Raw genomic sequence first — 25,388 nt, 5'->3', positions numbered from 1 at the left:
AGGAGACCTGAGATGGGGCGTAAGGGTTGTACGTGAGTTCGTTAAATCTTTGAGAACCGTGGTGCCGCCCCCATACGTCGCCTCAGTCGCTCGTCACCTCAGTCGCTGAACGACCCGCCCATCTCCGGCAGTTCCGTCACCCCGCTCGCCGTCGGCCCGCCGCTCGCGCCGCGCAGCAGCACGCTGACGTTCGCCCCGCCGATGGCCAGGTCCGCCTTGCCGTCGCCGGTCACGTCGCGCACGCGCAGCGCGGAGCCGAAGGACTCGTACGAGTCGGCCGGACGACCCTGCACCGTCTGCGGGATCCACGACGACCGCGAACCGCTCAGCCCGCCGGAGCCGCCCCGGAACACATGGACGCCGCCCTGGTCCGCCAGGCCGTTCACGTCCTCCTGGGGCACGCCGACCGCCAGGTCCGCGTAACCGTCTCCGTCGGTGTCGCCGGCCGCGACGGCGTAGCCGAAGTTGTCGTTCGCCTCCGGGCTGCCGGAGACGCCCGAGCTGGCCTGGTTGTACGTCATCGAGCCGCTCGGGCCGGAGGACGTGCCGCGCCAGACGCTGACGATGCCCTTGCCGTCGTTGTTGTCGGGCAGGCCGACGGCGATGTCGCCGTAGCCGTTCTTGTCGAAGTCGCCGATCGCCGCGGTCCAGGGAGCGCTGCTGTACGTCTTGGAGGCACCCGAAGTCAGGCCGCCCGAGGCGCCCTTGAGGAACCAGACGCGCGGGGTCGGCTTGTTGTCGATGAACTGCTCGCCGAGCACCACCAGGTCGGTCTTGCCGTCGCCGTTGACCTTGCCGGCCGCGAGGCCGGACGAGTACCAGCCCTGGCCCGCCTTGTCGATCTTGCTGACGCTGCCGGTGGTGCCGGACTTGGTGAAGGGGCCGCGGTACAGCCAGGCCTCCCCGCCGCCGATGACCGAGAGGTCCGGCGAGCCGTCGCCGTTGAAGTCGCCGGTGGCGAGGTCGCGGCCGAAGTAGCTGCCGGCGCCGGACTTCGGGGCCACGTTGGTGCCGCCGGACAGGCCGGACCTGGAACCCCAGACGATGGTGACCGAGCCGCGGTACCGCGTGCTGCCGACCGTCTCCATCGAGTTGCCGACGATCAGGTCCGCGTAGCCGTCCTTGTTGAGGTCGGCGCTGGTGATCGACTCGCCGAAGGTGTCGTCCTCCTCGCCGGTGCCGGGGACGCCCGGACTGTCCTGGTGGACGACCTGGGTGCGCGTGGTGTCGAGGCCGCCGGCCTTGCCGTAGACGACGTTGACGGCGCCGCCCTTCCAGCCGTCGGCGCCGGAGATGCCGCTGTAGTAGTGGCCGTAGGCCAGGTCCCGGTAGCCGTCGCCGTTGAAGTCGTCGTAGTGCTTGGCGACCGCGGCGGAAGCCGGGGCACTCAGGGCGAGCGGGGTCAGGCCCGCGGTGAGGAGGGTGGCGGCCAGGGCCGCGGAGGTGTGTCTGTGCATCGGAGGGAGGTGGCTCCTTGGGTCAGCCGGCCATGATCATGCCGAGTCGGGGGTCGTCGCCGGTGGAGATGCCGAAGGCGGTCGGGCCGTACGTCTTCGCGCCGGACGTCGTGATGCCCGAGGCCGAGCCCTTCAGGAGGGTGACGAGGCCGTCGAAGCCGTTCTCGCCGTTCGCGGCGGTCAGCAGGTCGGCCTTGCCGTCCTTGTTCAGGTCGGTGAGCAGGGTGCTCTCGCCGAAGAAGTCGTTCGTCTCGGCGGAGCCGGGCACACCGGCGGAGTTCTGGGTGAGGGTCACGGCGGCGTCCGCGGTCGGGCCCGCGGCGGCGCCGTAGTGCAGGTGGACGGCTCCGGCGACCCCGGCCTCGGTGGAGTCGTCGGGGTCGCCGAGCGCCAGGTCCTTGTGACCATCGCCGTTGATGTCGCCGACGGACGGGATGCCGGGCCACGGCAGCTGGAGTGTGGAGGAGACTCCGGAGGAGGTCAGGTACGACACGGTCGCCGGGCCGTTGCCCGCCATCGTGCCGCCGGTCGCGGTCTGGGTCCAGCCGGTGACGACGTCGCCGTAGCCGTCCTTGTTCAGGTCGGCGACGGTGAGCTGGGTGCCGTACGGGAGTTGCCGCTGCTTGGTCGGGGCCGACGTCGTGCCGAAGTAGAGGTAGTTGTGGTCGAGGTCGTTCTCGGAGGAGAGCCTGGTGCGGCCGCCGATGACGAGATCGGCCTTGGCGTCGGTGTCGACCTTGCCGGACACGAGTCGGCGCACACCGCCGCTGCCGGTCCAGGTCGTCGTGTAGGTGATCTTCGCGCCCGTCGTGCCGGACTTGGTGAAGCCGCCCTTGATGATCCACTGGGTGGTGCCGGTGGCGCCCACCGCGAGGTCGGGCTTTCCGTCACCGGTGAAGTCGCCCACGGCCAGGGCCTGTCCCCAGCGGTCGTGCTTGGTGGGCGCCGGGTCCTTGACCGTGGTCGCGCCCTTCAGGCCGGTCGACGAGCCCCAGACGATCACCACGGCACCGGCCTGCTCGTCGTCGCCGACCGACTCGTACGGTGCGCCGACCACCAGGTCGCTGTAGCCGTCCTTGTTGAGGTCGCCCACCGCCACGGCCTCGCCGAAGGCGTCGTAGTCCTCGGCCGCACCGGGCACACCGGTGGTGTTCTGGCTGACGGACGCGGTACGGCCGACGCCGCTCGACGAGCCGTACGCGATGCCGACGGCACCCGCCCACCACATCCCGCCGACCCTGGCCTGGGTGGCCGCGGCGACGGCGTCCTTGTAGCCGTCGCCGTTGAAGTCGGCCGCGTACTGTCCGGTCGCGGCCGTCGCCGGCGTGGCCGCCGCGAAGGTGAGCAGACCGCCCGTCAGCGCGGCGGTGGTCGCCGTCGCGAGAGCGAGGCGCAGGGGGTGGTGCTTGTGCATGCGGGGTCTCCTGCGGCATGCGGGGGATGCCTGGCGGGGCATCCGCAGTCGGTGGGGTGCCGGTCTGCCCGTGTTCGCCGGGAGTTGTCCTCGGCTTCACAGGGCGGTCGGCGATCAGGAGACCCCTGGAGGGGTGCAAGGGTTGTACGTGACTTCAGGACCTTCTTGAGTCGACCAGTCGCTCGAAGAGCGGCGCCGCGCACCCGGGTTGGCGAGCGGCGCGTCCCGGCTCAGTCGCCGCCGCCACCTCCACCACCGTCTCCGCCCCCGCCGTCGCCTCCACCGCCACTGTCGCCGCCGTCGCCGCCGTCCCCGCCCCAGCCGTCGCCTCCGCCGCCGGATTCGTTGTCGGCGCCGCTGTTTCCGAGGTTGCTGAACCAGGCGCGGTCCCACCACTCGTCGATGGCGATCGGCTCGCCCCCGTCCGACCGGCGCCGCTGCGACCGGAACCGGGCGAAGCCCGTCGTGTCCCCGAGCCCGAAGGCGACGGCGAAGACCTGCGCCATGACGGCATCCAGCGGGTCGGGGCTCTCGTACCGCACAGGGGACAGCGGCAGCAGCACCGCGCCCGGCTCAAGCACCTGTCGCCGCGGGGGCCGCTCCAGCAGGGCGACGGGGCGTTCGTCACGCAGCAGCCACGAGCTCGCCGCGTTCTCCCGCCGCAGCACCCAGTGCTGCCCCGGGAGCCGTACCTCCACGGAACTCCTCGACTTGCGCAGCTTCTTCCTGAGTTCGAGTTCCGCGGTGACGTCGCCGATCGTCAGCCGCAGGCCCTTGGCAGGGTCGAGGTTGTCGCGGCGGAAGCCGTACGGCGCCCGGATCCGCACGACGGGAGCGTGCGGCCCCCAGACGTCCACGCGTACCAGGCGCCGGTCCACCGCGACGGCGATCGGCCCGGCCGGTCCCGGCGCGACCCGCCGGGCGATCCACAGCGGTACGCCCTCGGCCTGGGCCCGGGCCGCCAGGGCCGCCACCTGGCCGGGCCCACCACACCGCCATACGGCCAGCTCCCCCAGCCGGTGTGCGAACTCGGCCGCCTGCCGCACCCGCACCGGAGTGGTGGTGCCGGTGACGCGGGTCACGGGAACGACCCCGCTCCCCTGCGGCAGCAGCTGCAGCGGGCGCTCCGCCCCGCCGCCTCCCAGCCAGCACCCGCGCTGGAACGCCTCGGCCATGGCGCCGAGGTTCAGCTCGCTCAGCGGCGTGGTCCTGCCGCCGCCCCGCAGCTGGTCCTCGGTCAGTTCCACGGTCCGGGCCAGCGGATTCCACGACCGCTCGCCGTAAAGCACCTGGCTCATGACACCCCCCGCATTCATGGGCCTACAAGTGGGCCTACAAGGCAGAGCGTGCCCGGCCCCTTCGTGGTTCCACGTGACCGAACCCGAACGGATGCCGAAGCGGACCTTCGCAACCTCGGCACAGGGCATTCACCCCTGCATGGCATGATCGGGCCTTCGAACGCCGGGGTCGTTCGCCGATGCGACCGCGAAGCCGCGAAGCTGCGAAGGCGCCAAGGGGAGGGCCTGCATGGGGGACCAGTTCAAGACCGATATCGATCAGCTCACCGCGTTCACCAAGGACCTCGACAGCGCCCACGACAGCCTTGAGCAGGTGCGAACCGCTCTCCAGCACGTGCGGGCCGACCAGATCGGTACGCCTGAGCTGGACGAGGCGTGCGACGAGTTCCAGGAGCGCTGGAAGTACGGCAACGAGCAGATCAAGGAACGCATCGGCAAGCTCACCGAGGGGCTCCAGAAGAACACGGACAACTACCGCGAAGTGGAGACCTCCCTGGAGGAGAGCTTCAGGCGCGCCGCGGCTGCGGGGAAGTGATCGCGATGGCACAGAACCCGTATGTCCACCTCGGCTGGAACCCTGTACCCGGAGAGCCCGGCGAGGTCGAGAAACTCCGCACCCAGCTCGTCAGTTCGGCGAGCGCGCTGCAAACCGCGTATCAGAAGATCGACAAGCTGCTCGGTGAATCCAGCTTCTGGGAGGGCGACGCCGCCGTCGGCTTCCGTGAGGCCCTCGACGGCGACCTGCCGAAGTACATGAAGGACGCCCACACCTCGCTGACCAAGGCCGCCGGTCACCTCGGCACCTGGCACGGCGGGCTGACCAGCCGCAGGGAACTGGCGCACAAGTACGACACCGAGGCCGCCGACCACCAGGGCGACCTCAAGACCGCCAACTCCCGGCACGAGACGGCCAAGCAGGACCCCGACCTCAAGCTCGCGGGGCAGAACTTCGAGGAAGGCCCCGAGCTGGAGTCCGCGCAGGCCCGGCTGAACGCGGCCAACGCCCGGCTCAACGACGCCGTCACCGCCGTGAACAAGGCGCAGGGCGCCCTCGACGAGGTGATGCGCAAGGCGCGGGAGCTGGAGGGGACGCACGAGGACGTCGCGCGCGAACTCGCGAAGAAGCTGAAGGACGCCACGAAGGATCTGGCGCCCGAGGAGCCGGGGTGGCTGAGCAAGGCGCTCAGCTGGATCGGGGACAACCTCACGAACATCCTCAGTGTGCTGGCGGCGGTGGCGGGGCTGCTCGCGCTGCTGTGCACGGGGCCGTTCGGGATCGCGATGCTGCTGGCGGCCGGTGCGCTGAGTCTGGCGACGATGGGTTCCCGGCTCGCCGACCCCAAGGTGCGGGCCTCGCTCGCGGACGGGTTCACCAAGGGTGAGTTCGACGCGGACTTCTGGGAGAACTCCGTGGGGCTCGTCGGTGACGCGCTGGGCGCGGTGCCGGGAGTGGGCGCCGTGAGCCGTGGCCTCAACGGTGCGATCCGGTCGACGAAATTCGCGTCCGAAGCCGTGAGCGCCGGGCAGTTCCTCGGCCGGTTCGCCGACGACACCGTCAAGGCCGCCGGCCGGATCGCGACCGCGGGTTCCTACAACCCTGTCGGAGACCTGGTGGCGCACGCGGCGGGCGGCAGCCAGGCGGTCCGGGTGGGCATGGACTACGTCTCGCCGGGTCGCGGGTGTCGTCACCGCCGGCTACGGACTGGCCGCCGAGAACATCGACGCCCTGAAGAGCGACGCCGGGAAGAACACGGCCACCGGGGTCGACGCGGCCCGCGCGGGTCTGTTCGACGGCCCCGGAGCCGCCGCGGTCATCGGCAACGTCGCGAGGGTGCTGCGATGACCCGGGAAGCCGCCGAGCAGCCGCCGCTGCGTCTGGTCATCGACGACTCGGCCAGGGATCCGAGCTCGAAGATCTGGTACGCGCTGCCGGCCGGTTACCTCAACGTTCCCATCGACGCCCTCGACCCCGAACCGGGCTCGGAGCAGGAGACGTACCTCGAACAGGCGCTGGCGCTGATCCTCGGCCTTGCTCCCGAGGACCAGCGTGACCGGTACACGGGCGCCCTGCGGGACGTCCGGTTCATGGCCAGGCAGATGCGGAACGAAGGTGTCATCGCCTGCTCGCTCGGGATGCACTTCGCGGACGACGGGTCCTCCGCGTCGTCCGTGTTCACGGTGGCGCTCAAGGACATCGACTGGGCCCCGGCCAAGATCACCGCGGTGCGCGCGGTGTCGCTGCGCGAATCCGCCGAGAATGTCGAGCTGTTGACGCTTCCCGGCGGGCGCCCGGCGTCTATCTCCGACACCATGATCACCGTGCCCGCACTGGAGGGCGTGCCCGGCCACGACCTCTACCAGTGCACCCTCTACATCCCGGCCCCCTCGGGAACGCAGCTCGGCGTCCTGACACTGAGCAGCACGGCCGTGGGTTCCCGCAGGCACTACCGCGACATGATGGCGGGCATCGCGTACACGGTGTCCTTCCACGACCCGATGCCGGAGATCGAGCGCGCCGCGCGTGGGGACACGGCTGACGGTACGGGCAGCGTCGCGGGTGACATCGCCTCCGACTTCGGCTGAACCGGGATGTGCGAATGACCATGAATGTGCAGAAGCAGGGCTTCGACGGCCCAGCGGCGTGGGACACACCGGGCACGCGACGCGCTTTCCGTCTCTGGACGGCGCGTCACCTGGCCAGGGCTCTCAGTTGGGTGGCGCTGTGGTGGGGTGCGTTGTACGTCACTGTCCTGCTGCCCGTGGCGGCAGTGGTTCCCATGGTGCTGGTCCTGCTGTCGATCGGGACGATGGCGATCGTGGCTCTCGGCCGACTCGCCATGGGGTGGCGGATGTGGCGCATCCTCCGGGCCTACCCCTGGCGTCAGCAGTCCGGTGCGGTCCGGATCACCGCCGGCAAAGACGCGCTCTTCGTGCTGCCCGATCCCGACAGCCCCGGGAAGACGGTGTCGCTGAAGGTGTCTGCCGGGCTGTTCCGGACCTGGAGCCGTGAGGCCCTGAAGGACTACGACGAGGAACTCCGGTACGCGGGCGACCCGCGCTTCGCCTGCGTCGTGGCCAAGCCCGGCCTGCGCGGCCTCGGCTACCTCGCCCAGCCCACCGCCTACGACCACCGCACCTCGCCCCGCCGCAAGGGCCTCAGCCCCGAGGCCCGCCGCCGCGCCCGGGCGATCGGCGCGCGCGTCGCCGACTGACGCACACGCCCCTGCGGTGCCTGCCGCCTACGGCACCAGGAACTCCGAGCTGGAGAACGTCACCGACGGCTCCGCCGCCACCAGCCCCGTCTTCACGCCCGGGTACACGGCCACCGTGTCCTTCGTCTCGCCGACGTACGCCCGCACGACCAGCTCCGCCCGGCCGTCCCCGTCGAAGTCGCCGACGGTCACGACGCGGGTGGTGCCGTGTGCGGGGGGTTCCACCGTCACCATGCCCGCCGTCGCCAGTCCCGCCGTACGGCCTCGGAAGACGCGCAGCCGGGAGCCGCTGGAGACGAGTTCGCTGAGGCCGTCGCCGTCGAAGTCGGCGGCGTCGAGCACCGAGCCGGGGGCGTCGAGGGTGCCGCGTGCGGCGGTCGCGGGGAGGTCGTAGCGCAGGGAGGTGCCGCCCATGGTGCCGATCGCCGCGTCCAGGGTGCCCTTGCCCTTGCCGAAGGTGCCGAGGGCCACGTCGATGCCGGCGGGGAGGGTGACTCCGGTGCGGGTGGGCCCGGCCGGGCCGCCGAGGACGACCGCCGACCTGCCGGTGCCCTCCGTCGTACGGACCACCAGGTCGTCGTATCCGTCGCCGTTGACGTCGGCGGACGGGCCGGTGGGGACGTTGCCGGGGGCCGGCACGGGGGCGCCCGCGGCCCTCGGGGCGCCCTTGCGGGTGAACGGGCCTTGCAGGAAGGAGAGTTGGACGTCCGAGGCGTGGACGACCAGGTCCTGCGCGTCGTCGCCGTCGAAGTCGCCGCACACCGGCTGGTCGGGCCAGTCGTTGCCGGCCCGGGCGCGCGGCGGGATCACCAGCTTGACCGCCTGGCCGGCCAGGCCCCTGGGCGAGCCGAAGAGGATCTGCAACGGCACCGGGGGCTGCCCCTGGCCGTCGTAGGGCGGGTCGGTGGAGACGACGAGGTCCGTGAAGCCGTCGCCGTCCAGGTCGCAGGTCGCCTCCGCGTCGAACACCGCGGGTTGCTGCCCCTTGGTCGGGGCCGCCTGCCGCCGGGGGCTGAGCAGCTGCCGGGCGCCCGGGGTGAGCCCGCGGTCGCCGCCGTAGACGATGCCGATGCCCGCGTCGTCGGCGTGCGCCTGGGCCTTGACCAGGTCGTTGAGGACGAGGTCGCGGTGGCCGTCGCCGTTGAAGTCGTCGGGGGTCTTGCTGCCCTTCCCCTGCGGGACGGGGAGCCGGGCGGGGGCGTCGGCGATCCGGACGGGGGTGTGCCCGGGCGACTCGGCGTCCTTGTGCGGGGTGGGGCCGCAGGCCGCCGCCAGCAGAAGGGCGGTGCTCATGGCCGCCGTACACAGCCCGGCTCTTCGCGTGCGCACCGTTCACCTCGTCAGCACCAGGGACAACAACTGGGCAATGATGCACGCGTTCGAGAGGAGGTGACAGCCCTGTGCACGCAATCGCGGACGGCGGGACTAGGTTATGCGGTGACATCCGGCCAGCCGGGCCGCCAACTCGGGGAGTTCCCATGCCAATTGAGCGCCCGTTGATCAACAGCAACGTGCCGCATTCCGCCCGGATCTGGAACTACTGGCTCGGCGGGAAGGACTGCTACGAGATAGACCGGCAGGTCGGCGACCAGATCGCGGGCGCCAACCCGGCGATCCTCGACATCGCCCTGGCCCAGCGGGCGTTCCTGGTCCGGACGGTGGAGTACCTCGTCCGCGAGGCCGGAATCCGTCAGTTCCTGGACGTCGGCACCGGACTGCCGACCGCCAACAACACCCACGAGGTCGCCCAGCGGCTCGTCCCCGAGACCAGGATCGTCTACGTCGACCACGACCCCGTCGTGCTGGCCCACGCCGAGGCCCTGCTCACCAGCACCCCCGAAGGCGTCACCGACTACATCGACGCCGACCTGCGCCGCCCCGAGACCATCCTGGAGCAGGCCGCCAAGACCCTGGACTTCACCCAGCCGGTCGCGCTGATCCTGCTCGGCATCACCGCCCACGTCACCGACGACACCGTCTACGACATCGTCGGCCGCCTGATGGACGCGCTGCCCTCCGGCAGCCACCTCGTGCTCTGCGACGACACCGAGGTGCTCAACCCGCAGCAGATGCGCGAGATGATCGAGCAGTGGAACGAGGCGAGCGACAACCCCCGGATCAACCGCAGCCCGCAGGAGCTCGCCCGGTTCTTCGACGGCCTGGAGCTGCTGGAGCCCGGCCTCGTCTCCGTCTCCCGCTGGCGCCCGAGCGAGGCCGGTGAGCAGACACCGGCCGAGGTGGACGACTTCGGCGGGGTGGGGCGCAAGCCGTAGGACTGCCTGCGGTCGACGGTCAGCGGCTAGTCGTTGGCGCTGGCTGTGGTGGTGGCGGTGTGCGGGCGGCGGGTCATGAACACGTCCACCGGATCCTCGGTGTCGACGGTGAACCCGTGCCGCTCGTACAGCCGTCGGGCCGCACTGCCTCGCAGCACGTTCAGCCGGACGAGGACGCCGTCGCGGTCGCAGCGCTCCAGCAGCTCGCGCAGGACGTCCGAACCGGTGCCGCCGCCCTGGAGGCGCGGATCGAGGTAGAAGTGCTCCAGCCAGTGGGCGTCCTCGGCCGGCCGCAGGGCCACGCAGCCGGCGAACGCGCCGCCGACCTCGATCACCCAGGTGTGGGCCGGCTCGTACGCGTCCCGCAGCCGCTGCCGCACCCGCTGCTCGTCGTAGCGTCCGAGCCGCTCCAGATCCGGCCGCATCACCACGGCACGCAGTTCGGCCGCCGCCTCCAGGTCCGACGCCGAGGCCGGCCGTATCGCCCAGTCCGCCATGATCACCACGGTACCGGGCCCGGATCCCGCCCCCCCGGGTCCCTCGGCCCGGTCGGCCCTTTCAGCCCTTTCGGTCGTTTCGGCCCACCGTGAATTCCTGTGGAAGTACGGCCGACCGGCAGGTGTACGACCGCGCTACGGCAGGTTGATCTTCGCTGATCAGAGACAGCGACGTCCCTTTCGCCCGGATGGCGACGCCACATCCCCGCACAACTCCGCACACAACCCCCCGCCTGAGTGGCGAGTCACCTGGGGTGATCAAAAGACTTGCCCCCACAGGAGGTTGTGCAATGCCCTCTCTCACCATCGGCCGCAAGGCCTTGAGCGCGGCGGCGGCCCTGACCCTGGCCCTCGGTACCGGACTGACCGCGACGATCGCGCTGCCCGCGGTGGCCGGTGCCGCGGTACCGGCGGCCCGCGTGACGGATGGCGAAGGCGGCCGGTCCGTCGTCTACACCGCGGCGCCCGGCCAGACCAACAAGGCCACCGTCACCATCACGTCCAGCAACGACGGCCTGCCGTACCTCACCTACGTCATCGACGACGTCGTCCCGATCGACATCGCCCAGATGAAGGAGGACTGCAAGTACCCCGACAGCGCGGACCGCACCAGGGTCTCCTGCATGGAGAAGGGTCTGGACAGCCAGGACCCGTACAGCACGCTGTTCATGAACCTCGGCGACGGCAACGACACCCTCGCCCTCAACAACGTCTCCGACCAGACCTACTACCACGCCTCGATCGACCTGGGCGCGGGCAAGGACATGTCGACCCAGGTCAGCGGTGCCGACGGCAACTTCGTCGCGGGCGGACCGGGCGACGACACCATCCGGCTGGGCAAGGCCGGGGTGGCCTTCGGCCAGGACGGCAACGACACCCTCTACACGGACGAGGGGGCCATAGCCACCGGCCAGAAGGGCGCCGACACGATCTACGCCAACGGCGACGAGGCCGACGCGGACGGCGGCACGGGCAACGACAAGCTGTACGGCGGCGCGGGCCGGCAGCGCCTGAACGGCGGCGACGGCAACGACTCGGTCCGCGGCGGCACCGGTGACGACTTCCTGTACGGCGGCCCCGGCGCCGACGTCCTGTACGGCAACAGCGGTGCCGACACGATCTACGGCAACAGCGGCAACGACAAGCTGTACGGCGGCCCCGGCCGCGACACCCTCTCGGGCGGCCCCGGCACGGACGTCATCCGCCAGGACTGACCCCCCGTCGCATCAGGACCCACCCCCGGGTCATGAGCCTCCCGGCGCGATCGCCGCAGGATCGCGACCGCCATAGGATCCGGCGAGCGGGTCCGCCTCGCGCCGGGAGGCGTGCCCGCGCGTCGGCCGACCCGCGGAGGCAACCGCACCATGGACGAGCAACAGCCCCTCACCGGTGCCTCGCTGGACGAGGCGGCGGACGTGTTCCAGACGCTGCGGCCACGGCTGTTCGGCATCGCCTACCGCATTCTGGGCAGCGTCTTCGAGGCCGAGGACGTCGTACAGGACGTGTGGGTGCGCTGGCAGGGGGCCGACCGGGGCGCGGTGCTGGACGCCGGGGCGTTCCTGGCGAGGATCACCACCCGGCTCGCGGTCAACGTGGCGAAGTCGGCACGGGTACGGCGTGAGGCGTACGTCGGGCCCTGGCTGCCCGAGCCCGTGGACACCAGCATCGATCCGCAGGTCGGCGCGGAGCGTGGCGAGGCGCTGGAGCTGGCCGTGCTGCTGGTCCTGGAGAAGCTGAATCCCGTGGAGCGGGCGGCGTATGTGCTGCGGGAGGCCTTCGACTATCCGTACGACGACATCGCGGGCATGCTCCGGCTCAGCCAGGCCAACACCCGGCAGATCGTCAGCCGGGCCCGCAAACGGCTGTCCGCCGAGCGCAGCGACCGCGTCGACGCGGCGGAACACCGGCGGCTCCTCGAAGCCTTCGTCGCGGCGGCGCAGCACGGTGACGTGGCCGCGCTCGAAAGCGTCCTGTCGGCCGACGTCGTCGCCCACGCCGACGGCAACGGCATGCGCGGCGTGGCCCGGCTGGAGGTCGTGGGCGCCGGGCGGGTGGCCCGGATCAGCGCCTTCGCCCAGAAGTTCTTCCCCGGCTTCGGGTACAGCGTCGTCGAGGCCAACGGCCTGCCCAGCCTGCTGCTCGTCCAGGACGGGGAGGCCGTGGCCCTGGTGAGCGCCACCGTGGGGCCGGACGGCATCGAGGCGCTCCACTGGATCCTGACGCCGGACAAGCTGCGGGCGTACGGGCGGTCGGCACAGCGGCTCACCGGCCGCCCGTAGGCCGTGGTCGCCATGGGGCGGTTCTGCTTCAGATCTGCCTCAGTGCTTGAGCCAGTCCTCGTAGCGGGTGGCCGCGACGTGCACGGTGTCGTCGCCGGTGAGGACGTCGGGCATGCCGGCGAACAGGCTGGCCGACTCGTCGGTGACGACCGTACGGCCGTCCGGCTTCGCCGCCAGGGTGATCTCGCCGAGCCGGTCGAGGCCGTGGATCTCGGGCCCGGCGACGTTGCGTACGCCGTTCGACGGTTCGCCCTGTGCGGCCTCGGCCACCGCTGCGGCGACGTCGGCGGAGGCCATCGGGCGCAGCGGAAGGGACGGCAGGCGTACCTGCGAACCCTCGGTGGCCATGTCCATCACCGGCGCGATGAACTCGAAGAACTGGGTGGCCCGCACGATGCTGTACGGCACTCCACCGTCCCGGACGGCCTGCTCCTGGGCGGCCTTGGCCAGGTAGTAGCCGTAGTCGGGCACCTGGTCGACGCCGACGATCGAGAGGGTGACGTGGTGGCGGACACCGGCCTCCTTCTCGGCCGCGATCACGTTGCGCGCCGAGCGCGTGAAGAAGTCCAGGGCTGGTCCGGCGTCGAAAGAGGGGGAGTTCGACACGTCCACGACCACGTCCGCGCCCTTGAGGACTTCGGCCAGGCCCTCGCCGGTGAGGGTGTCGACGCCCGTGGAGGGCGCGGCCGGTACGGCCTCGTGGCCACTCTCGCGCAGCAGCGCGATCACCTGCGAGCCGATGAGCCCGGTACCGCCGACGACCACGATCTTCATCACTGTCTCCGTTCGCTGGATGTATTCCACGACTACAGGGACAAGGCAGCGGTCGCATCTGTGACAGCTGTCCGGATGTAACAACTGCTACATTCCTGAATGTGACTGATAACGGGAGCGAGGCCGTCGAGGCCCGGTGGCTGGTCCTGGTCGTCAAGGTCCCGGCCGAGCCCTCCCGGCACCGGGTCGCCGTCTGGCGTGAGCTGCGCAAGCTCGGCGCGCTGTCGCTGGGGCAGGGCGTGTGGGCCGTGCCGGACCTGCCGGTGTTCGGCGACGGGATCGCGCGGGCGCTGGAGCTGACCGAGCGGGCCGGGGGCGAGGCGATGTCGCTGGCGGCGACCGGGCGCGGGGCGCAGGACGGGCAGCGGCTGCGGGAGATGTTCACGGCGGCGCGGTCCGCGGACTGGGCCGAGTTCCTGGCCGACTGCGGCAAGTTCGAGCAGGAGCTGGCAAAAGAGATCCGTATCGCCAAGTTCACGCTGGCCGAACTGGAGGAAGAGGAGCAGTCGCTGGAGCGGCTGCGGCGCTGGCACCGGGATCTGACGGCACGCGATGTGTTCGGCGCCCCCGAGGCCGCGGCGGCCGGTGAGCGGCTCAAGGCGTGCGTGGCCGCCTGCGAGGACTACGCCGAGCGGGTGTTCGCCGCACTGCATCAGGTGCCGGAGCCCCGGACCTCGCCGGACCCGACGCCGGAGGAGGGAGACGGCCGATGACCGCGACGTCGGCCCGGCAGGCCGCCCCCGCCGCCCAGATGTGGCCCCTGTACGCCGCCGGGTTCACCACCGCCTTCGGCGCCCACGGCATCGCCGCGAACCTCGGCGGGCACTCCGACGACGCCGTGACCTCCCTGCTCGTCCTCGGCGGCCTGCTCGCCCTGTACGACGGCGCCGAGGTCGTCCTCAAGCCGCTCTTCGGCACCCTCGCCGACCGGATCGGCGCCCGTCCGGTGCTGCTCGGCGGCCTCGTCGCCTTCGCGCTCGCCTCCGCCGCCTACGTCGTCGCGGACAGCCCCGGCTGGCTCTGGGCGGCCCGCCTCGGTCAGGGCGCCGCCGCCTCCGCGTTCTCGCCGTCCGCGTCCGCGCTGGTCGCCCGCCTGAACCCGGCCGCCAAACACGGGCGGGCCTTCGGCAGTTACGGCTTCTACAAGTCGATCGGCTACACCCTCGGCCCGCTGCTCGGCGGAGTCCTGGTGTGGGCCGGGGGCCTGCGGCTGCTGTTCGTCGTGCTGGCGGTGCTGGGCGTCGCGGTCGCCCTCTGGGCCGTGATCGCCGTCCCGCACGTACCCCCGCTTCCGAAGCAGCGCCAGACGGTGCTGGACCTGGCCCGCCGCCTGGCCGACCCGTCCTTCCTGCGCCCCACGGCCGCGCTGGCCGGGGCCACCGCCGCCCTCTCCGTCGGTGTCGGCTTCCTGCCGGTGTCGGGCGCCGCGGCCGGCCTCGGCACGGTGGCGACCGGCGCCGCGGTCTCGGTGCTGGCGGCCTGCGCGGCCGTCGTACAGCCGAGGGCCGGGCGGGCCCTGGACGACGGCCGCCTCACCGTCCGCACCGGCCTCACCGCCGGGCTGCTGACCACGGCGGCGGGTCTGGCCTGCGCGACGCTGCCCGGCCTGACCGGCGTTCTCCTCGCCGCGGCCCTGATCGGCACGGGCACCGGCCTGATCACCCCCCTGGGCTTCGCCGCCCTGGCCACCTCGACCCCGGAGGAACGCCTGGGCCAGACGATGGGCTCCGCCGAACTGGGCCGGGAACTCGGCGACGCGGGCGGCCCCCTGCTCGTCGCCGCGGTCGCGTCCATGGCCACCCTCACCTACGGCTACGCGGCCCTCGCCCTGCTCCTGGCCATCGGCCCGATCCTGGCCCTGACCGCCCGGCCGACGCGGTGAGCGGGCCGATGCGGTGATCGGGTTATTGATCCCCCGATTCCCTGATCCCGTGATGTTTACCTCGTACGAATTTCACCTGAGAAGCTCCGCCATTGGATATTCCTGATAATCACCGTTGACGGATATTCCCCCGAATGCCAGATGTCCTGCGTCGTGTCGCACTCGTTGATGTGGGCGTGACTTGGCAGGAAAGACTCGCAGTTGAGGTTGATCAGCTCCGCTCCCTGCAGGTAGCTGATCGGACCACTACGGAAAGCATCACCCACTGCTCGGATCTGCTTGAGGACTTCCTGAGAACCATCAGCCGGGTGGAGAACGAATATCTCCGGGCGTCGATGGAAGGGGAAAAGTTTTAGAAATGAGGACCGACTATGACGCGCTAGGCGATCAACCTCATTACACTCAGCAGCTGGATATGCAGAACCTCTGGCAGGTCGCCGACTCACCGATGTCGACGACGGGCGGCTGGGACCTGGACGAGGAACTGGCCCAGATGCTGAGCACGACGCAGGGCCTGGACCCTGCCCCACCCCCGCCCTCGCCGGTCCGCGCGAAGCCCCAGCCTCGCCCGGTCCACAGACGTCGGCCGCAGCCGGGCACACGCGGACTCCCCGGAAACCCGAGGATCCTCACGGTCTCGGTCTTGGTCACACTCATCACCTTGTGTGCGGTGACGATGCTCACCTGGTCCATCTCGTATTCGTACGATCAGCTGCGCGCCATCGCGCTGCTCGTGGTGTCGCCGGACCTGGCGCATTGGTGGCCGCTGACGGTGTACGGGCCGTGGCTGCTCGCGGGACTGTCCATCCTGCGGGCGTCCGTTCAGCGCCGGACCGCCCGGCGGTCCTGGGCGGTCATGTTCATCTCGTCCGGCACCGCGGTGGCCCTGTGCATCGGCCAGTCGACGGGTTCCCTGCTGGCGATGGTGATCGTCGGGATTCCTCCGATCACCGCCCTGGTCTGCTTTCGCGAGCTTGTCGGCCAGTTCTCGTCGCGGCCCGGCCCCAAGCACGCGGCGGACACGCTGAACGGCCCCAAGCACCCGAAGCCCTAGCCTCCCGCCGAGCGCGCGGGGGGCAGGCCCCGGTCAGGACCGGTACGGCTGCTGCGGCTGCCCGTACGACTGCTGACCGCCGTGCCCACCGGCCGCGGCCTGCGCCTGCAGCTGCTCGGCCTGCTCCCCGGTGACCTTCTGCTCAGCGCCGCAGAAGGTGCACTGCGTCGCGTACTTGGTCGAGACCGGGAACAGCGGCACGAAGAACAACGTGAACTTCGTGACGCGCTTGCGCAGCGTGTGCGCGGCGGGGTTGCCGCAACTGCCGCACACCAGCGTGAGTATCGCGAGCTGGTAGAGGTAGCCCTTGGTGCCGAAGATGATCACGCCGTAGGTCCTTTCCGATCAGTCCTGCGTACAGCCTGCCGCAACACGGCGCCCCCTGTCCCGTACGGAACAGGGGGCGCCGTAATGCTGTCGGGGCCGGTTACTTCACCGGGGCCGGCTCCGGCTCGCTCTCCGTCTCGGCCGTGTCCTCCGGGTCCACCGGGGTCTTGACCGACTCCAGCAGCAGCTGGGCGACGTCCACGACCTGGATGGACTCCTTGGCCTTGCCTTCGTTCTTCTTGCCGTTGACCGAGTCGGTCAGCATGACGAGGCAGAACGGGCAGGCGGTGGAGACGATGTCGGGGTTGGTCGAAAGAGCCTCGTCCACGCGCTCGTTGTTGATGCGCTTGCCGATCCGCTCCTCCATCCACATCCGCGCGCCGCCGGCGCCGCAGCAGAAGCCGCGTTCCTTGTGGCGGTGCATCTCCTCGTTGCGGATGCCCGGGACGCTGGCGATGATCTCGCGCGGGGGCGTGTAGATCTTGTTGTGGCGGCCCAGGTAGCAGGGGTCGTGGTAGGTGATGATGCCCTCGACCGGGGTCACCGGGACCAGCTTGCCCTCGTCCACCAGGTGCTGGAGCAGCTGGGTGTGGTGGATGACCTCGTAGTCGCCGCCGATCTGCGGGTACTCGTTGCCGATCGTGTTGAGGCAGTGCGGGCAGGTCGCGACGATCTTCTTCGCCGACTTGGGCTTCTTCGACTCGGGCGTGACGTTGCCCTCGTCGTCCATCTCCTCGCCGAACGCCATGTTCAGTGCCATGACGTTCTCCATGCCGAGCTCCTGGAAGAGGGGCTCGTTGCCCAGGCGGCGGGCGGAGTCACCGGTGCACTTCTCGTCGCCGCCCATGATCGCGAACTTGACGCCCGCGATGTGCAGCAGCTCGGCGAAGGCCTTGGTGGTCTTCTTGGCGCGGTCTTCGAGGGCGCCGGCGCAGCCGACCCAGTACAGGTACTCGACCTCGGTGAGGTCCTCGATGTCCTTGCCGACGACCGGGACCTCGAAGTCGAGTTCCTTGAGCCACTCCAGGCGCTGCTTCTTGGCCAGGCCCCAGGGGTTGCCCTTCTTCTCCAGGTTCTTGAGCATCGTGCCCGCCTCGGACGGGAACGCGGACTCGATCATCACCTGGTAGCGGCGCATGTCGACGATGTGGTCGATGTGCTCGATGTCGACCGGGCACTGCTCGACACAGGCGCCGCAGGTGGTGCAGGACCACAGGACGTCCGGGTCGATGACGCCGTTCTCTTCCACGGTGCCGATCAGCGGACGCTCGGCCTCCGCGAGGGCGGCCGCCGGGACGTCCTTGAGCTGCTCCTCGGAGGCCTTCTCCTCGCCCTCCATGGTCTTGCCGCCGCCGGCCAGCAGATACGGGGCCTTGGCGTGCGCGTGGTCGCGCAGGGACATGATCAGGAGCTTGGGGGAGAGGGGCTTGCCCGTGTTCCAGGCGGGGCACTGCGACTGGCAGCGGCCGCACTCGGTGCAGGTGGAGAAGTCCAGCAGGCCCTTCCAGGAGAACTGCTCGACCTGGGAGACACCGAAGACGTCGTCGTCACCGGGGTCGGTGAAGTCGATCGGCTTGCCGCCCGACGTCATGGGCTGGAGCGCGCCGAGGGCCGTCTCGCCCGTCGCGTTGCGCTTGAACCAGATGTTCGGGAAGGCCAGGAAGCGGTGCCAGGCCACGCCCATGTTGGTGTTGAGCGAGACCGTGATCATCCAGATCATCGTCGTGCTCAGCTTGATCATCGCGAACAGGTAGACGAGGTTCTGCAGCGTGGCGACGCTCAGGCCCTTGAACGCGAGGACCAGCGGGTACGAGGCGAAGTACGCGGCCTCGAAGTGGTCCACGTGGTGCAGCGCGCCCTCAAGCCCGCGCAGCACGTAGATGGCGAGGCCGATGGTGAAGATGACGTACTCGACGAAGTAGGCCTGGCCCATCTTCGAGCCCGCGAACCGCGACTTGCGGCCCGCCCGCGAGGGCAGGCTCAGCAGGCGGATGGCCATCAGGATCACGATGCCGATGGTCGTCATCGCGGCGATGAACTCGATGTACAGCTCGTACGGCAGGAAGCCGCCGATGACCGGCAGCGTCCAGTCGGCCTCGAAGAGCTGGCCGTACGCCGTGATGATGGTCGGCGGCAGCGTCAGGAAGCCGACGGCCACGAACCAGTGCGCGAAGCCGACGATGCCCCACCGGTTCATCCGGGTGTGGCCGAGGAACTCCCGCACCAGCGTCACGCTGCGCGCGTAGGGGTTGTCGGTCCGGCTGCCGGCCGGCACCGGCTGGCCGAGTTTGAAGTACCGGACGAACTGGCCGATGGCGCGTGCGAGCAGCGCAACGCCGACCACGGTCAGCACCAGCGACACGATGATCGCGGCGAGTTGCATTTCGGGGCTCCTCGGGCCTGCGAGGGGTGGTGCGAGGGGATCCTCGACATTACTAAGCGGTAACTTAATGCAGTCCTCTGAGAGTACCCGCATCCTCCGTCGCACTGTAGCCAGGGGCGGAGTGATCTGAGTCGCTGAGGGTTGCCTTAAGATCCGATCGTGTAATTCATCTCCAAATGGGATATACGGCACTAACCTAGCTCCGTGTTGTACGGGATCGCCGCCGCCACCGCCGCCCTCCTCATCGCCGCCTTCCTGTCGGCGCTGTTCCGGCTGCCCGCGCTGCGCCTCGGCGTCATCGACCGTCGGCGGCAGCGGCCCCTGCCGTTGCTGGGCGGTGCGGGTGTCGTCCTCACGACCTGCCTGGTCGTCGCCGGCTGGGAGTGGGCGGGAATCGCCCCGCTGGGCCCGGAGATCAGACGGCTGCTGATCGCCGCGGGCGCCGTCGCCCTGCTCGGGCTGGTCGCCGACGTACGGCGGGTGAAGGCGCGGTTCCTGGTCGGCGGTACGGCCGTGGCGGCGGCCTGCGTGGTGCCGTACGGCGAGACGGGCTTCCTGCTGGGGGTGCCGGCCGTCGGCTGCATCGTTCTGGTGACCCTCGGCTTCAAGTCGCTCGACCACGCGGACGGGCTGGCCGGCACCGTCGGGGTCGTCACCGCCTTCGGGGTCGGTCTGCTCGCGGCGGCCGAGGTGATGGACGCGCTGGCCGTGCTGCTGAGTGTGCTGGCGGCCGCCCTGACCGGGTTCCTCATGCACAACTGGCCGCCCGCGCGGATCGGGTTCGGGGCGTGCGGGTCCCTGTTCGTGGGGTTCGTGCTGGCGGCGTCGGCCGTGATGAGCCGGGCCGGACGCGATCCGGTGTCGGGTGCGGGCGTGCTGTACGCGCTCACCGCCCTCGCCACCGCCGACCTGCTCCTCGTGGCGCTGTCCCGCCGGCTGGCCGGACGGCCGCTGCTGCGCGGCGGACCCGACCATCTCGCCCACCGGATGCGCCGGCTCGGCCTCACCCCGCCGGGTGTGACGGTCCTCCTCGGCGTGGCGGCCTTCGCCGGGGTGCTCGTCGCCGTCCTGGTGCACATGGGATGGATGGCCGTGTCCGGGGTGTACTGGGTGGGAGCGACCGCCTTCATCGCCGTACTCGGACTGCTTCGGATCAAGGTCTACGGGGCTCGGCGTCAACCCTCTTTTCCCTTGGGGGATCCCTTTGGGACGGCGACGCATGCCACATCTACGCAGGTCACGGGTCAGTTGCGTGTAAGGAACGGATAAGAGTTGAGTGGGGTCGACTCAGCTCTGTTGACCGGGCGGGGGGCGTCATGCACACTTGAGTCCGTTCCACTCAAGTCAGCTGGAGGAATTCACCATGGCACGTGCGGTCGGCATCGACCTGGGCACGACTAACTCCGTCGTCAGCGTTCTGGAGGGCGGCGAGCCCACCGTCATCACCAACGCCGAGGGTGCCAGGACCACGCCGTCCGTCGTCGCCTTCGCGAAGAACGGCGAGGTGCTGGTCGGCGAGGTCGCCAAGCGCCAGGCGGTGACCAACGTGGACCGGACCATCCGTTCGGTGAAGCGTCACATGGGCACCGACTGGAAGATCGAGCTGGACGGGAAGCCCTTCAACCCGCAGCAGATCTCGGCGTTCATCCTCCAGAAGCTGAAGCGGGACGCCGAGTCCTACCTGGGCGAGAAGGTGACCGACGCGGTCATCACCGTCCCGGCGTACTTCAACGACTCCGAGCGCCAGGCGACGAAGGAGGCCGGCGAGATCGCCGGTCTGAACGTCCTGCGTATCGTCAACGAGCCCACCGCGGCCGCGCTCGCGTACGGCCTCGACAAGGACGACCAGACGATCCTCGTCTTCGACCTCGGTGGCGGCACCTTCGACGTGTCCCTCCTGGAGATCGGCGACGGCGTCGTCGAGGTGAAGGCCACCAACGGTGACAACCACCTCGGTGGTGACGACTGGGACCAGCGCGTCGTCGACTACCTGGTCCAGCAGTTCCAGTCCGGCCACGGCGTGGACCTGGGCAAGGACAAGATGGCCCTCCAGCGCCTCCGTGAGGCCGCCGAGAAGGCCAAGATCGAGCTGTCCTCCTCCACCGAGACCTCGATCAACCTGCCCTACATCACCGCCTCCGCCGAGGGCCCGCTGCACCTGGACGAGAAGCTCACCCGGGCTCAGTTCCAGCAGCTGACGGCCGACCTGCTGGAGCGCTGCAAGACCCCGTTCTTCAACGTCATGAAGGACGCCGGCGTCTCCATCAACGAGATCGACCACGTCGTCCTCGTCGGTGGCTCGACCCGTATGCCCGCCGTCGCCGAGCTCGTCAAGGAGCTGACCGGCGGCAAGGACGCCAACAAGGGCGTCAACCCGGACGAGGTCGTCGCCATCGGCGCCGCCCTGCAGGCCGGTGTCCTCAAGGGTGAGGTCAAGGACGTCCTGCTCCTCGACGTGACCCCGCTGTCCCTCGGTATCGAGACCAAGGGCGGCATCATGACCAAGCTCATCGAGCGCAACACCACGATCCCGACCAAGCGGTCCGAGATCTTCACGACGGCCGAGGACAACCAGCCGTCCGTGCAGATCCAGGTCTACCAGGGCGAGCGCGAGATCGCGGCGTACAACAAGAAGCTCGGGATGTTCGAGCTGACCGGTCTGCCGCCGGCGCCGCGTGGCGTCCCGCAGATCGAGGTCGCCTTCGACATCGACGCCAACGGCATCATGCACGTGACCGCGAAGGACCTGGGCACGGGCAAGGAGCAGAAGATGACCGTCACCGGCGGCTCCTCGCTGCCGAAGGACGAGGTCGACCGGATGCGCCAGGAGGCCGAGCAGTACGCGGAGGAGGACCACCGCCGCCGCGAGGCCGCCGAGACCCGCAACCAGGGCGAGCAGCTCGTCTACCAGACGGAGAAGTTCCTCAAGGACAACGAGGACAAGGTCCCCGGCGAGGTCAAGACCGAGGTCGAGGCCGCCGTCGAGGAGCTGAAGACCGCGCTCAAGGGCGAGGACACCGCGGAGATCCGCACCGCGACCGAGAAGGTCGCGGCCGTCTCGCAGAAGGTCGGTCAGGCCATGTACGCCGACGCCCAGGCCGGTCAGGCCGCGGGTGGTCCCGAGGGTGCCGCCGACGGTGGCGCCAAGGCAGCCGACGACGACGTCGTCGACGCCGAGATCGTGGACGACGAGCGCAAGGACGGTGCCGCGTGACGGAGGAGACCCCGGGCTTCGACGAGAAGCCTGACGTCCCCTCCGGCGCCACCCCTGAAGACGCCGAGTCGGCGGCCGCTCCCCAGGAGGGGGCGGCCCCGGCCGGGGACGCATCAGTACAGATCGCCGGTCTGACGGCCCAGCTGGACCAGGTGCGCAAGGCACTGGAAGAGCGCACCGCGGACCTCCAGCGGCTCCAGGCCGAGTTCCAGAACTATCGCCGCCGGGTCGAGCGCGACCGGATCACGGTCAAGGAGATCGCCATCGCGAACCTCCTGACCGAGCTCCTGCCCGTGCTCGACGACATCGGCCGCGCGCGGGAGCACGGCGAACTCGTCGGCGGATTCAAGTCCGTCGCGGAGTCGCTGGAGACCGTCGCCGCGAAGATGGGTCTGCAGCAGTTCGGCAAGGAGGGCGAGCCCTTCGACCCGACGATCCACGAGGCGCTGATGCACAGCTACGCGCCGGACGTCACCGAGACGACCTGCGTCGCGATCCTCCAGCCGGGGTATCGCATCGGCGAGCGCACCATCCGCCCCGCGCGGGTGGCCGTCGCCGAGCCCCAGCCGGGCGCGCAGGCGGTCAAGGGCGAAGGGTCCGAGGAGAGCGCCGCGGCCGCCGACGACAAGGAGAGCGGTGGCCCGGACGAGGGCTGACGTTGACCTGACGACAAGAGAGGAGGGACGTCGAGGATGAGCACCAAGGACTTCATCGAGAAGGACTTCTACAAGGTCCTCGGCGTCCCCAAGGACGCCACCGAGGCCGAGATCAAGAAGGCGTACCGGAAGCTCGCCCGCGAGAACCACCCGGACGCCAACAAGGGCAACGCCAGGGCGGAGGAGCGCTTCAAGGAGATCTCCGAGGCGAACGACGTCCTCGGCGACCCCAAGAAGCGCAAGGAGTACGACGAGGCGCGCGCCCTCTTCGGCAACGGCGGCTTCCGTCCGGGGCCGGGCGGCGCGGGCGGCGGTTCCTTCAACTTCGACCTGGGCGACCTCTTCGGAGGCGGCGCCCAGGGCCAGGGGGGAGCCGGCGGCTTCGGCGGCGGACTCGGTGACGTCTTCGGGGGCCTGTTCAACCGGGGCGGCACGGGCGCGACCCGTACCCAGCCGCGCCGGGGCCAGGACATCGACACCGAGGTCACCCTCAGCTTCACCGAGGCGATCGAGGGGGCCACGGTCCCGCTGCGGATGTCCTCGCAGTCGCCCTGCAAGGCCTGCGCCGGCACCGGCGACAAGAACGGCACGCCGAGGGTGTGCCCGACCTGCGTCGGCACCGGCCAGGTGGCCCGGGGTTCGGGCGGCGGCTTCTCGCTGACCGACCCGTGCCCGGACTGCAAGGGGCGCGGCCTGATCGCCGAGCACCCGTGCATGGAGTGCAAGGGCAGCGGCCGGGCGAAGTCGTCCCGGACGATGCAGGTGCGCATCCCGGCCGGGGTGTCGGACGGGCAGCGGATCCGGCTGCGCGGCAAGGGGGCGCCCGGTGAGCGCGGCGGCCCGTCCGGCGACCTGTACGTCACCGTGCACGTCGACGCGCACCCGGTGTTCGGCCGCAAGGAGGACAACCTCACGGTGACCGTCCCCGTGACCTTCACGGAGGCGGCCCTCGGCGGCGAGGTCAGGGTTCCCACCCTGGGCGGACCGCCGGTCACCCTGAAACTGCCGCCCGGCACACCCAACGGCCGCACCATGCGGGCGCGGGGCAAGGGCGCGGTCCGCAAGGACGGCACCCGCGGAGACCTGCTGGTCACCGTCGAGGTGAGTGTCCCGAAGGACGTGACGGGGAAGGCTCGTGACGCGCTTGAGGCGTATCGCGAGGCGACCGCGGGTGAGGATCCGCGGGCGGAGCTGTTCCAGGCCGCGAAGGGAGCTTGATGGAGATGGACGGCCGTCGACGCAATCCGTATGAACTGACCGAGGAGACCCCGGTCTACGTCATCTCGGTGGCGGCCCAGCTCTCCGGCCTGCACCCGCAGACACTGCGCCAGTACGACCGCCTCGGCCTGGTCTCCCCGGACCGCACGGCCGGCCGTGGGCGCCGCTACTCGGCCCGTGACATCGAACTGCTCCGTCAGGTGCAGGCGTTGTCGCAGGACGAGGGCATCAACCTGGCCGGCATCAAGCGCATCATCGAGCTGGAGAACCAGGTCGCCGCGCTGCAGTCGAGGGTGGCCGAACTCCAGGCCGCCGTCGAGGGTGCCGCCGTGGCGATGCAGCAGCGGGAGGCGGCGGTGCACGCGTCCTACCGGCGTGATCTGGTGCCGTATCAGGAAGTGCAGCAGACCAGTGCGCTGGTGGTGTGGCGGCCGCCCAAGCGGAAGCAGACGGACTGACGCGCAGTCAGTTGTGTGTGGGGCCCGGAGGTTCGGTCGAACCTCCGGGCCCTCGCGCGTTCACGGGAGCCGTGCCGGGCGGGGTGACAGGAAGTGGGGCGGTCAGCCGGGGAGCATCTCGCCGGCCGCTTCCACCGCGAGCATCCACATGGGCTGGGCGCCCGTGCCGAAGGCGGCGGCCAGCGCGTAGCCGAGGGCCACGTCCAGGGCCTCCGGCTCGGTGCCCTCGCGCCACTCGGCGAGGACGCGTCCGTCGCCGTCGGAGGAGAAGTCGCCGATGTGCTCCTCGTCCCGCAGCAGACGGCTGCCCGGGATGGAGTCGGGCACCAGGTGCCAGGTGTGGTCCGCGTGGCGGACGTCGACCCGGTACGAGTGGCGGGTCAGCCGGCCCTTCGCGGGGTCGATGACGGCCTCCTCGCCGTCCACGGTGAGTGTGAGCAGGCCGCCGTCCCGGGTGCCGATCGGGATGTGGTCCTCGGCCTCGGTCCCCTCCGCGCGGAGCAGTTCGATCCGGGGCACCGACTCTCCCTCGACGGTGACCTCGCCGACGTTCATGTCGAGCCGCACGGCTATCGTGCCGAACCCGTTCTCCTCGACGGCGTTCTCGACGACGGGCTTCTCCTCGTAGCCGTCGTCATCGTCCTCGTACTCGTCGTGGTCGTCGTACGCGTGGTCGTCGTACTTGTCCGTGGCCGCCGGCGCGGATGCGGGTGCGGGTGCCGGGTCCTTCGGCATGGGATCTTCCTTTGCTGTGTGCATTTCTGACGGTGGTCAGTACGTCGTGAGCAGGTCGAAGTGTTCGGCCCAGGAGCCGCCCATGGTGGGGAAGGGGAAGGGGAAGGTGGAGGGGCCGTCCATCCGGTGGTTGACTGGCATGGCGTGGGGCTCCTCCTGGGGGGGGGGTGCCTCTATGTCTTTCGTCAAGCGAGGCGTGGGGTTCGGGGTTCGTAGAAGGTGCCGTCGCGGAGCATGGCGAACAGCACGTTGATCCG

The 25,388-nt window shown here is 70.3% G+C and carries 24 protein-coding genes and 1 pseudogene; 15 read left to right on the top strand and 10 right to left on the bottom strand.

Annotation, left to right across the window (positions count from 1 at the left end; all coding sequences use genetic code 11):
* Positions 1-98 precede the first annotated feature (98 nt).
* The 3 genes from ACFWYS_RS25355 to ACFWYS_RS25345 all read right to left on the bottom strand — a co-directional run bounded on the left by ACFWYS_RS25355 (position 99) and on the right by ACFWYS_RS25345 (position 4,169).
* Complete coding sequence (locus tag ACFWYS_RS25355) at positions 99-1,457, bottom strand: FG-GAP and VCBS repeat-containing protein (protein ID WP_384773187.1); 1,359 nt, start codon at positions 1,455-1,457, stop codon at positions 99-101.
* 22 nt (positions 1,458-1,479) lie between these two features.
* Positions 1,480-2,871, bottom strand: a complete 1,392-nt coding sequence (locus ACFWYS_RS25350; protein WP_384773185.1) for an FG-GAP repeat protein — start codon at positions 2,869-2,871, stop codon at positions 1,480-1,482.
* 230 nt (positions 2,872-3,101) lie between these two features.
* On the bottom strand, positions 3,102-4,169 hold the full coding sequence (locus ACFWYS_RS25345; RefSeq protein WP_384773182.1) for a hypothetical protein: 1,068 nt from the start codon (positions 4,167-4,169) through the stop codon (positions 3,102-3,104).
* 229 nt (positions 4,170-4,398) lie between these two features.
* On the opposite strand from ACFWYS_RS25345, the gene ACFWYS_RS25340 reads away from it, so the two are divergent.
* Genes ACFWYS_RS25340 through ACFWYS_RS25330 form a run of 3 tightly spaced genes read left to right on the top strand, consistent with a single transcriptional unit; the run spans position 4,399 to position 7,381 of the window.
* Positions 4,399-4,704, top strand: coding sequence for a hypothetical protein (locus tag ACFWYS_RS25340; protein ID WP_384773180.1), 306 nt, complete (start codon positions 4,399-4,401; stop codon positions 4,702-4,704).
* A 5-nt stretch (positions 4,705-4,709) separates the two neighbouring features.
* The gene (locus ACFWYS_RS25335; RefSeq protein ID WP_384773177.1) at positions 4,710-6,752 is read left to right on the top strand and encodes a hypothetical protein; all 2,043 of its coding nucleotides are present in this window, start codon (positions 4,710-4,712) and stop codon (positions 6,750-6,752) included.
* 14 nt (positions 6,753-6,766) lie between these two features.
* Positions 6,767-7,381: a hypothetical protein gene (locus ACFWYS_RS25330; RefSeq protein ID WP_384773175.1), complete on the top strand. Its 615-nt coding sequence runs from the start codon at positions 6,767-6,769 to the stop codon at positions 7,379-7,381.
* Between the two features lie 27 nt (positions 7,382-7,408).
* On the opposite strand, the gene ACFWYS_RS25325 is transcribed toward ACFWYS_RS25330, so the two are convergent.
* The gene (locus ACFWYS_RS25325) at positions 7,409-8,674 is read right to left on the bottom strand and encodes an FG-GAP repeat domain-containing protein (protein ID WP_384773173.1); all 1,266 of its coding nucleotides are present in this window, start codon (positions 8,672-8,674) and stop codon (positions 7,409-7,411) included.
* A gap of 185 nt (positions 8,675-8,859) precedes the next feature.
* Between ACFWYS_RS25325 and ACFWYS_RS25320 the strand changes: the two genes are divergently transcribed.
* The gene (locus ACFWYS_RS25320; RefSeq protein ID WP_384773171.1) at positions 8,860-9,654 is read left to right on the top strand and encodes an SAM-dependent methyltransferase; all 795 of its coding nucleotides are present in this window, start codon (positions 8,860-8,862) and stop codon (positions 9,652-9,654) included.
* A gap of 26 nt (positions 9,655-9,680) precedes the next feature.
* Here the strand turns inward: ACFWYS_RS25320 and ACFWYS_RS25315 are convergent, their stop codons facing one another.
* Positions 9,681-10,151 (bottom strand): GNAT family N-acetyltransferase, encoded by a 471-nt coding sequence (locus ACFWYS_RS25315; protein ID WP_384773168.1) that lies wholly within the window; start codon positions 10,149-10,151, stop codon positions 9,681-9,683.
* 290 nt (positions 10,152-10,441) lie between these two features.
* On the opposite strand from ACFWYS_RS25315, the gene ACFWYS_RS25310 reads away from it, so the two are divergent.
* On the top strand, positions 10,442-11,365 hold the full coding sequence (locus ACFWYS_RS25310; protein WP_384773165.1) for a calcium-binding protein: 924 nt from the start codon (positions 10,442-10,444) through the stop codon (positions 11,363-11,365).
* A 150-nt stretch (positions 11,366-11,515) separates the two neighbouring features.
* A complete protein-coding gene (gene sigJ / locus ACFWYS_RS25305) occupies positions 11,516-12,430 on the top strand; it encodes an RNA polymerase sigma factor SigJ (protein WP_384773164.1) in 915 nt (304 codons plus the stop codon).
* A 39-nt stretch (positions 12,431-12,469) separates the two neighbouring features.
* Here the strand turns inward: sigJ and ACFWYS_RS25300 are convergent, their stop codons facing one another.
* Positions 12,470-13,204 (bottom strand): SDR family oxidoreductase, encoded by a 735-nt coding sequence (locus ACFWYS_RS25300; RefSeq protein WP_384773161.1) that lies wholly within the window; start codon positions 13,202-13,204, stop codon positions 12,470-12,472.
* A 101-nt stretch (positions 13,205-13,305) separates the two neighbouring features.
* On the opposite strand from ACFWYS_RS25300, the gene ACFWYS_RS25295 reads away from it, so the two are divergent.
* From ACFWYS_RS25295 to ACFWYS_RS25280, 4 genes are all read left to right on the top strand, one after another.
* Positions 13,306-13,917, top strand: coding sequence for a Chromate resistance protein ChrB (locus tag ACFWYS_RS25295; RefSeq protein ID WP_384773159.1), 612 nt, complete (start codon positions 13,306-13,308; stop codon positions 13,915-13,917).
* Positions 13,914-15,086 carry an MFS transporter gene (locus ACFWYS_RS25290; RefSeq protein WP_384773156.1) on the top strand — a complete coding sequence of 391 codons (1,173 nt, stop codon included), beginning with the start codon at positions 13,914-13,916 and terminating at the stop codon, positions 15,084-15,086. Before ACFWYS_RS25295 ends, ACFWYS_RS25290 begins: the two co-directional genes overlap by 4 nt.
* A gap of 134 nt (positions 15,087-15,220) precedes the next feature.
* Positions 15,221-15,442, top strand: a complete 222-nt coding sequence (locus ACFWYS_RS25285) for a hypothetical protein (protein ID WP_384773153.1) — start codon at positions 15,221-15,223, stop codon at positions 15,440-15,442.
* 59 nt (positions 15,443-15,501) lie between these two features.
* Positions 15,502-16,140 carry a DUF2637 domain-containing protein gene (locus ACFWYS_RS25280; protein WP_384773150.1) on the top strand — a complete coding sequence of 213 codons (639 nt, stop codon included), beginning with the start codon at positions 15,502-15,504 and terminating at the stop codon, positions 16,138-16,140.
* A 33-nt stretch (positions 16,141-16,173) separates the two neighbouring features.
* Here the strand turns inward: ACFWYS_RS25280 and ACFWYS_RS25275 are convergent, their stop codons facing one another.
* Together ACFWYS_RS25275 and ACFWYS_RS25270 are read right to left on the bottom strand one after the other, a co-directional pair.
* On the bottom strand, positions 16,174-16,467 hold the full coding sequence (locus ACFWYS_RS25275) for a zinc-ribbon domain-containing protein (RefSeq protein WP_384773148.1): 294 nt from the start codon (positions 16,465-16,467) through the stop codon (positions 16,174-16,176).
* A gap of 100 nt (positions 16,468-16,567) precedes the next feature.
* Positions 16,568-18,850: a heterodisulfide reductase-related iron-sulfur binding cluster gene (locus tag ACFWYS_RS25270; protein ID WP_384773146.1), complete on the bottom strand. Its 2,283-nt coding sequence runs from the start codon at positions 18,848-18,850 to the stop codon at positions 16,568-16,570.
* A 204-nt stretch (positions 18,851-19,054) separates the two neighbouring features.
* On the opposite strand from ACFWYS_RS25270, the gene ACFWYS_RS25265 reads away from it, so the two are divergent.
* The 5 genes from ACFWYS_RS25265 (at position 19,055) to ACFWYS_RS25245 (ending at position 24,396) form a co-directional block, all read left to right on the top strand.
* The gene (locus ACFWYS_RS25265; protein ID WP_384773143.1) at positions 19,055-20,119 is read left to right on the top strand and encodes an MraY family glycosyltransferase; all 1,065 of its coding nucleotides are present in this window, start codon (positions 19,055-19,057) and stop codon (positions 20,117-20,119) included.
* A gap of 94 nt (positions 20,120-20,213) precedes the next feature.
* Positions 20,214-22,064: a molecular chaperone DnaK gene (gene dnaK / locus ACFWYS_RS25260; protein WP_272114565.1), complete on the top strand. Its 1,851-nt coding sequence runs from the start codon at positions 20,214-20,216 to the stop codon at positions 22,062-22,064.
* Positions 22,061-22,720 carry a nucleotide exchange factor GrpE gene (gene grpE, locus ACFWYS_RS25255; RefSeq protein ID WP_384773140.1) on the top strand — a complete coding sequence of 220 codons (660 nt, stop codon included), beginning with the start codon at positions 22,061-22,063 and terminating at the stop codon, positions 22,718-22,720. The genes dnaK and grpE overlap by 4 nt, the downstream gene beginning before the upstream one ends.
* Before the next feature lie 36 nt (positions 22,721-22,756).
* Entirely contained in the window at positions 22,757-23,938 is a 1,182-nt protein-coding gene (gene dnaJ / locus ACFWYS_RS25250; RefSeq protein ID WP_384773137.1) for a molecular chaperone DnaJ, read from the top strand.
* Between the two features lie 5 nt (positions 23,939-23,943).
* Entirely contained in the window at positions 23,944-24,396 is a 453-nt protein-coding gene (locus tag ACFWYS_RS25245) for a heat shock protein transcriptional repressor HspR (RefSeq protein ID WP_384773134.1), read from the top strand.
* Positions 24,397-24,498: 102 nt separating this feature from the next.
* Here the strand turns inward: ACFWYS_RS25245 and ACFWYS_RS25240 are convergent, their stop codons facing one another.
* Positions 24,499-25,131: a hypothetical protein gene (locus ACFWYS_RS25240; RefSeq protein WP_384773131.1), complete on the bottom strand. Its 633-nt coding sequence runs from the start codon at positions 25,129-25,131 to the stop codon at positions 24,499-24,501.
* Between the two features lie 45 nt (positions 25,132-25,176).
* A pseudogene (locus tag ACFWYS_RS25235) lies at positions 25,177-25,263 on the bottom strand (antibiotic acetyltransferase); the annotation flags it as partial.
* Positions 25,264-25,388: the final 125 nt, after the last annotated feature.

It is taken from the genome of Streptomyces sp. NPDC059010 (genome assembly GCF_042740355.1).
Lineage (GTDB): Bacteria > Actinomycetota > Actinomycetes > Streptomycetales > Streptomycetaceae > Streptomyces.
This window is presented reverse-complemented; position numbering and strand designations above follow the sequence as displayed.